The following is a 7,376-nucleotide window of genomic DNA, read 5'->3' as shown; positions in this document are numbered from 1 at the left end:
CTGCTCCGGCGGCACCGGCAGGAAGCGGCGGTCGGCGCCATGCTCCAGCGTCTGGCCGGCCAGCAGCCAGCCGATGGTGCCGTTGCGCAACGCGGCCACGGGGTTGGGCAGGCCCGCATTCACCAGCGACTGCGTGCCGATGATGCTGCGCGTGCGCCCGGCGCAGTTCACGATGATGCGCGTGGCCGGATCGGGCGCAAGCGCCTGGGCGCGCAGCACCAGCTCCGCACCGGGCACGCTGATGCCGCCCGGGATGTTCATGGTCTGGTATTCGTCGAAGCGGCGCGCATCCAGCACCACCACGTCGGCCTTGGCCTGCAGCAGCGCCTGCACCTCCTCGGCCGGCAGCGATGGCGTGTGGCGTTCGCTCTCCACCAGTTCGCCGAAGGCCTTGCTGGGCACGTTCACGTCGATGAAGAGCTCGCCGCCGGCCTCCTTCCAGCCCTGCAGGCCGCCTTCCAGGAGCGACACGTCGGTGTAGCCCAGCGCGCGCAGGGTGCGCGCCGCGGGCTCGGCCAGGCCTTCGCCGTGGTCGTACACCACGATGGGCGTGGTCCTGCGAGGAATGCGGGTCCAGGCGTCCAGCTCGATCCGCCCGGCGGGCAAGTTGGCGGCGAACAGCGGGTGGCCTTCGGCGAACGGGGCCTCTTCGCGCACGTCGAGCAGTGCGATCTCCTGCTGGTCGAGCAGGGCCTGGCGGACCTCTTGGGGGCGGGTGGTGGCAAAGGCGGTGGTATCGGTCATGGCACTCATGGGGCGGCGCAGGCGGAGGAAGCGGTGTGGGAGGCCGGGCCGGCGAGCGGCTGGTTCCAGAGGTTGGGCAGGGTGGCGTTGCTGTAGCCGGAGACGAAAGGGCGCACGGAACCGTCCTCGCGGTACACCGACCGCTGCACGGCCCCGATGTTGGCGCCGTACACGTGGATGCTGATCGATGTCTCGCCGGCCAGCGCGTTGCTCACGCGGTGCACGTCGCCGATGGTGGGCGAGACGGCTTCGGTGTCGCCCGGCTGCAGCCGATGGGGCGCACCGCGGGGCTGCCACTGCCCATCGCCGTCCTGCCCGTAGGCCTGCGACAGCTCCGCGCCGCGCAGCATGCCCACCAGGCCCCACACCGTGTGGTCGTGGATGGGCGTGGCCTGGCCCGGCCCCCACACGAAGCTCACCACCGAAAAGCGCCCGAGCGCATCGGCATGCAGCAGGTATTGCTGGTAGCGCTCGGGATCGGGCTGGGCATATTCCTGCGGCAGCCAGTCGTCGTGCGAGACCAGGTCGGCCAGCAGGGCGCTCCCGCGCGCGAGGAGGTCGGGCTCTGCCGGGCGGGGCTCCAGCAGGGCGGCGATCTGCTGCACGAAGTGGCGCAGGCGGGCCGTGTTGGGCGGGTTGTTCACGGGGGCGGTGGGCGAGGGGGCGGTTGGCATGCCGCCATTGCACCAGCCCGGCCGCCGGCAAGGGAAGCGGGTTTTTCATATGCATGCATGTTTTTCTTCTTTCCCCCAGCGCCCCGGACCGACGGCGCCCCCTTGCAGAAACCGAATGACCACAGGCGTTTTTCTTCGTTGGCTCGGGTGGGCGCGATGCCCATCATCGGTGGCTCGCTGTCTGTCTCACGTTCCTTCAAGGAGTCTCCATGGGTGTCCAGTTCATCGGCATGATCCAGCCGCACGAGGTGTCAGAAACCATCGCCCGCAAGGGCCCGGCCGTGGACCCGGCGTACGTGCGGGCCTTTGCCCAGGCGCATGAGCACGCGGGCTTCGACCGCATCCTGGTGCCGGCCAGCGGCACCAGCCCCGACACGCTGCTGACCGTGGCCTACGCCGCCTCGGCCACGCAGAAAATCGCCTTCCTGCTGGCACACCGCCCTGGCTTCGTGGCGCCGACCCTGGCCGCGCGCCAGCTGGCCACGCTGGACCACTACACCGGCGGCCGCGTGGCGGTGCACTACATCTCGGGCGGCTCCGATGCCGACCAGCAGCGCGACGGCGATTTCCTGGGCCACGACGAGCGCTATGCCCGCACCGACGAATACCTCACGCTGCTGCGGCGCGTGTGGACCGAGGACCGCCCCTTCGACCACCACGGCACCTACTACCAGGTGAAAGGCGCTGCGTCCGAGGTCAAGCCGCTGCAGGCGCCCTATGTACCCATCTACTTCGGCGGCGCCTCCGCGCCCGCGCTGAAGGTGGCCGGCAAGCATGCCGACGTGTATGCGCTTTGGGGCGAGTCGCTCGCCCAGGCCGGTGACCTGGTGCGCCAGGTGCGCGCGGAGGCCGCGCAGCATGGCCGGCACATCGAGTTCAGCATCTCGTTCCGCCCCATCCTGGGCCGTACCGAGGAAGAGGCCTGGGCCCGCGCGGACCAGATCCTGGAAACCACCCGCCGCCTGGGCGTGCCCCAGGGCCACGCGCGCGGCACCGGCCCGCAGCAGAGCGAGGGTGCGCAGCGCCTGCTGGCCGATGCGGCCAAGGGCGACCGCGTGGACGAGCGGCTGTGGACGGCCATCGCGCGCGAAACCGGCGGGCGGTCCAACTCCACTTCGCTCGTGGGCACGCCCGAGCAGGTGGCCGACGCGCTGCTCAAGTACTACGACTTAGGGATCACCACGTTCCTGATCCGGGGCTTCGACCCCCTGGTGGATGCGATCGAGTACGGCCGCGAACTGTTGCCGCTGGTGCGGGCCAAGGTGGCCGAGCGGGATCGGGTGAATGCCAATCGGGCGGCGTTGAAGGTGGCCTGATTCCGTCGTGTCCGCGTCTCCGAGCGCGGTGTGCTCAGGGCAGCCCACCGCGCTCGCAGTTCTGGATCACCAGCTGTAGCGCGCCGTCAGATAGACGCTGCGCCGCTCGCCGTAGTAGCACCCCGTGGATGCGATGCACGAGGCCACGTACCGCTTGTCGGTGAGGTTGGCCACATTCAGTGCCAGCCGCACGCCTTTGAGCGATGCCTGCACCCGGCCAAGGTCCCAGCGGATGGCGGCGTCGAACAGCGTGACGCTGGGGACGAGGAAGAGGTTGGCGTTGTCCCCATAGCTGCTGCCTGTGTGCCGCGCACCCGCGCCCACCGACAGGCCGGCGAAGTCTTCGCTTTGCAGGGCATAGTCCAGCCACAGCGCCGCCTGCTGCCGCGGCACGAAGGCGAACCGATTGTTCTGGATGCTGGTGCCGGCCGCGTTGGCGTTGGCACGCGTGACGCGGCTGTCGGTGTAGGCATAGGACGCAATGGCGTCCAGGCCCCGGGCGAGGGGGCCACGCGCCTCCAGCTCCAGTCCGCGCACCCGCACCTCTCCCGTCTGCTCGTTGAACGACCGGCTGAGCGGATCCGGCGTGAGCACATTGCGCTGGGTCAGCTCGTAAACGGAGGCCGTGAACATGGCGGACGATCCCTCCGGCTGGTACTTCACGCCCACTTCGGCCTGACGCCCGGTCGTGGGATCAAAGACCCCGCCGAGCCGGTCGGTGCCAGCCGCAGGCTGAAACGAGGTGGAGTAGCTGATGTAGGGCACCACGCCACCGTCCAACGTGTACATGAGCGCGGCGCGGCCGGTCCATTGGCCGTCTTCCTGGTCCGTGGCCACCGACCGGCCGGTGGCCGTGGTCAGCGTGCGGGTGGCCGTGTCTGCCCGGTCGTATCGGCCGGCGAACACGCCGGTCCAGCGCTGCCACCGCATCTGGTCCTGCGCATAAACACCCACCTGGCGACGCTTTTGTTCAATATGGGTGCCCACCGTCGGCACCACGCCGCTGTCGGTGCCGTACACCGGCTCGTAGGCGTTGAAAGGCCTGGCAAGCACACGCAGGTTGCTCTCGTCATAGGTCGCCCGCTCGTCCGAAAAGTCGATGCCGGCAAGCACGGTGTGCGCCACCGAGCCGGTGCGGAAATCGGCCTGCGCCTGCGTGTCGACGGTCCACAGGTCCGCCGCTTCCGGAAAAGCCCAGGCATAGCGTGCCAGGGCCGCGGGGTTGCAGGCGCCCTGGCAGAAGGCCTGGATGCGGCGCGTTTCTGCCGTGACCTTGCCGTAACGCAGGTTCTGCCGCAGCGTGAGGTCGCTTGCAAGGCGGTGCTCCACTTCGTAGCCGACGAAGCGCTGCCGATTCTGGTAGCGGTCGAAGCCTGGCTCGCCGACGAAGGTGCGGGTCGGCAGCGCGGCATACCTGCTGGTATCCAACGTGCCCGCAGCGGGCAGGGCGGGTGCCCCGCCTCCGCCGGGCGAATCGAGGGACTGCCACTGGCCCAGCAGGGTGACCTGGGTCGCATCCGCCGGGCGAAACGTCAGTGACGGAGCGAAGTAGGTTTTCTTCTCCGATACCGCATCGAACGAGGTGTCGGCTTCGCGGCGCAGGCCCACCAGCCGATAGCTCCAGACGCCGTCGGCGTCCAATGCCCCGCCGAGGTCGAAGGCGGCCTGCTTGCGCTCGTGGCTGCCCGCCTGCAGTTCGATCTCGCGCACCGGCACCACGGTCGGGCGCTTGCTGACCATGTTGATGAGCCCGCCTGGCGCGGCTTGCCCGTACAGAACGGACGACGGTCCCTTGACGACTTCGGTGCGCTCCAGTCCCCAGGGTTCGATGCGGGGCTGCGAATAGCCACGCGCACCGAAGGGAAGGCGCAGGTTGTCGAGGTAGCGCGCCGGCGGGGTGAAGCCGCGCAGGGTGAACCAGTCGTAGCGCAAATCGGTGTTTCCGTACTGCGCGACGATCCCCGGCGTGTAGCGCAGGCTTTCCACCAGCGTGGTGGCCCCCTGGGATTCCATCTGGCCGCGCGTGACGACCGAGATGGACTGGGGTGTTTCCATCAGCGGCGTGTCGGTCTTGGTACCGCCGGTGGCCCGGCGTGCGACGAAACCGGTGCCTGGCCCCTTGCCCGACTCCACCTCTGCGGCAGCGGTGACGGTCACCGGCGCCAGGGTCGCAGTGCTCGCTGCCGGACGCTGGCCTGTGACGCGCACTTCGGGCATGGCAGCAGTGGGTGCGCTGCGTTGCAAGGTGTAGATCCCGCCGGGAGCCGCCACAGCCCGCAGGCCGGTGCCTTCCAAAGCGAGGGCCAGGCCCTCGTCCACGGTCAGGCGCCCGCGCACGCCCGCGCTGGCAATGCCCTCGGTGAGCGCTGCGCTCGACGACAGCAAGATACCGGACTGGCCCGCGAACTGGCTCAGCACCGTGCTCAATGGACCGGCGGCGATGGCGTAGTCCCGTGCGGCAGGCGCCGCGGTTTGGGACTGCACCGGCATGGCCGCGATGCAGGCCGCGAGAGGCACCGCCGCGAATGCGGCGAACCGCAGCGCACGGGGGCGCACTGGGCGCAGCAGGGGTGAAACCGAAAGACGGCGTGGCAAGGTCGGGTAGGCAGGCATGGTGGCGATGGGTTCAGAAAAAAGTTGGGTCGGCATGGGGTATGCCAATCCAACCCGCGAAAGGGGAACCCCGCTGCCCAAAAAATCAACGCGCGGCAGTTCCTGCGGCCGGACTGGCGCGGGCCTCGACCACGGTCCACCAGGGCATGGGCTGGCGGACTTGCACCGGCAAGGTGGCCTGCAGGGCCGACAGGATGCGGTCGGTATCCGCGAGCGGGTAGGAGCCGACGATGCGCAAATCCACCACCTCCGGCGCGCAGGCCAGGTAACCGCGCCGGTAGCGGCGCAGCTCGGCAATGAAGTCGCCCAGCCGCATGCCGTCAGCCACCAACATGCCGCGCTGCCAGTCCGGTAGCGCGCCTGCCTGTCCTGGCGTCAGGTCCACCCGGTCGTGAAGCAGCAGCGCGCCGCGCCCTGCAGGGACGACGACCGGCTCGCCTCGGCCTCGGGGCGCCACGCGTACCGCACCCTCGAACACCTCCACGCTGACACCGCCGTCATCTTGGTAGCGCACGGAAAAACGGGTGCCCAGCGCCGTGAGCCTTCCGGGTGCCACGTCCACCACCAAGGGCCTTGGCGGACTGGAAGGGTCATGGCCGGAGGTGATGAGCACCTCCCCCCGATGAAGCACAAGGCGGCGCAGCGTGGCGGAGTAATCGACATCCAGGGCCGTCGCCGTGTTGAGCCACAGTTCGCTGCCGTCGGACAAGGCGACGGCGCGCTGCTCTCCCGTGTCGGTCCGATAGGCAGCGACCCATCCGCGCCAGGGGCCAAACTGCGACAGCGTCCAGCCGGCAAGGACCGCTGCGGGCGCCACCAGCAGCGCGCGCCGCACGGTGCGCCGTTGCCGCGATACGGCAGGGCGGCGCTCCAGCACCTGCCGCGCCAAAGGGTTGGCAGCGCCGGCGAAGACGTCCGCCACGGCCAGCACCTGGTCCCAGGCCGCACGTTGGCGGGGCCCGGTGTCCAGCCAGCGCTGCCATTCCTGCCGTTCCTCTTCGCTGACTGCGCCGCCCTGCAGCACGGCGAACCAATCTGCCGCCTGCTGCAGGTCCTCGAAGGAGGGGGACGCCTCCCCCGCCTCCGTCATTCGCCTGCCAGCAAAAGACACTGCAGCATCGCCTGGGCCATGTATTTCTTGACCATCCGCTCCGATACCCCGAGTTGCTCGCCGATCTGGGCATAGCCCAGGCCGTCGAGCTGCGATAGCAGGAAGGCGCTGCGTGCCTTGGGATTGAGCCGATCGAGCATCTCGTCGATACGGCACAGTGTCTCGAGCGCCACCGCGCGCTCCTCCGGGGACGGGGTGACCGGCTCAGGCTGAGCCGAGACTGCCGCGGCCCACGCACGCTCGATGTCGATCCGCCGCCAGTGGTTCACCACCACGCCATGCGCCAGGGTGCGCAGGAAAGCACCCGGTTCGCGCAGCGCCGCCACATCGCGCGACGCCATCAGGCGAAGGAACGTGTCGTGCGCAAGATCGGCCGCCTGGCACGCGCTGCCCAGCCGCCGCTGGAACCAACCGAGAAGCCAACCGTGGTGGGACCGATAGATCGCGTCAACGGTGGCGACGGCCGCAGGGTGCAGTGAAGTGGGCATGTGGGCAAGCGAAGGCGGAGGGCAGGGATGCGAACCATTCGCATTCTATTCGCCCTGGTAGGCCGGCCCTGTCACCCGGCTCCACCTGGCGCTCGCATGCCGGCCAAGGTTGGCAAGGTAGCGCGCATCGCATCCAGAAACCGCCGCAGCCGCGCCGGATAGAACCGGGCATGCGGATACACCAGGTACACCGGCAGCGGCGCCGCCTGCCACGCGGGCGCCAGGTGCCGCAGGCGGCCCCGGCGCAGGTCGGCCTCCACCGCCCAGGCGGAGGCCACTGCCGCGCCCAGGCCCGCCAGCGCCGCGCTGCGCAGGGCATAGAGGCTGTCGGTGCCCATGCGCGGGTGGATGGCGAAGCGCTCCACCGCGCCGTCCGGCACGCGGGTGAGGGACACCTCGCGCTGGTAGTAGGTGAGCAGGGCCAGCCAGG

Annotated in this window: 7 protein-coding genes; 1 reads left to right on the top strand and 6 read right to left on the bottom strand. The window is 69.7% G+C overall.

Annotated features, from left to right (window positions below):
* Together AC27IO_RS18175 and AC27IO_RS18170 are read right to left on the bottom strand one after the other, a co-directional pair.
* Positions 1-744, bottom strand: a 744-nt coding sequence (locus tag AC27IO_RS18175) for a rhodanese-like domain-containing protein (RefSeq protein WP_498740034.1), incomplete at its 3' end; no start/stop codon positions are given.
* A gap of 5 nt (positions 745-749) precedes the next feature.
* Entirely contained in the window at positions 750-1,418 is a 669-nt protein-coding gene (locus AC27IO_RS18170; protein WP_498740032.1) for a cysteine dioxygenase family protein, read from the bottom strand.
* 209 nt (positions 1,419-1,627) lie between these two features.
* Here AC27IO_RS18170 and AC27IO_RS18165 point away from each other — a divergent pair, with 209 nt between their 5' ends.
* Positions 1,628-2,734 (top strand): LLM class flavin-dependent oxidoreductase, encoded by a 1,107-nt coding sequence (locus AC27IO_RS18165; RefSeq protein ID WP_284428499.1) that lies wholly within the window; start codon positions 1,628-1,630, stop codon positions 2,732-2,734.
* 66 nt (positions 2,735-2,800) lie between these two features.
* On the opposite strand, the gene AC27IO_RS18160 is transcribed toward AC27IO_RS18165, so the two are convergent.
* The 4 genes from AC27IO_RS18160 to AC27IO_RS18145 form a co-directional block, all read right to left on the bottom strand.
* Positions 2,801-5,347 (bottom strand): TonB-dependent siderophore receptor, encoded by a 2,547-nt coding sequence (locus AC27IO_RS18160; RefSeq protein ID WP_498740030.1) that lies wholly within the window; start codon positions 5,345-5,347, stop codon positions 2,801-2,803.
* A gap of 85 nt (positions 5,348-5,432) precedes the next feature.
* On the bottom strand, positions 5,433-6,437 hold the full coding sequence (locus tag AC27IO_RS18155) for a FecR family protein (RefSeq protein WP_498740028.1): 1,005 nt from the start codon (positions 6,435-6,437) through the stop codon (positions 5,433-5,435).
* On the bottom strand, positions 6,434-6,946 hold the full coding sequence (locus tag AC27IO_RS18150; protein WP_284401145.1) for a sigma-70 family RNA polymerase sigma factor: 513 nt from the start codon (positions 6,944-6,946) through the stop codon (positions 6,434-6,436). Before AC27IO_RS18150 ends, AC27IO_RS18155 begins: the two co-directional genes overlap by 4 nt.
* Before the next feature lie 71 nt (positions 6,947-7,017).
* The coding region (locus tag AC27IO_RS18145) for a LysR substrate-binding domain-containing protein (protein WP_498740026.1) at positions 7,018-7,376 on the bottom strand (359 nt) is incomplete at its 5' end.

The organism is Acidovorax sp. KNOB132 (assembly GCF_057541515.1).
Note: the sequence above shows the minus strand (reverse complement) of the source record. Positions and strands in the feature narration are given on the sequence as shown.

Coding starts and splice junctions, on each gene's coding strand:
- AC27IO_RS18155 (WP_498740028.1), bottom strand. CDS start 6,437: ATGACGGAGGCGGGGGAGGCGTCCCCCTCCTTCGAGGACCTGCAGCAG.
- AC27IO_RS18165 (WP_284428499.1), top strand. CDS start 1,628: ATGGGTGTCCAGTTCATCGGCATGATCCAGCCGCACGAGGTGTCAGAA.
- AC27IO_RS18160 (WP_498740030.1), bottom strand. CDS start 5,347: ATGCCTGCCTACCCGACCTTGCCACGCCGTCTTTCGGTTTCACCCCTG.
- AC27IO_RS18170 (WP_498740032.1), bottom strand. CDS start 1,418: ATGCCAACCGCCCCCTCGCCCACCGCCCCCGTGAACAACCCGCCCAAC.
- AC27IO_RS18150 (WP_284401145.1), bottom strand. CDS start 6,946: ATGCCCACTTCACTGCACCCTGCGGCCGTCGCCACCGTTGACGCGATC.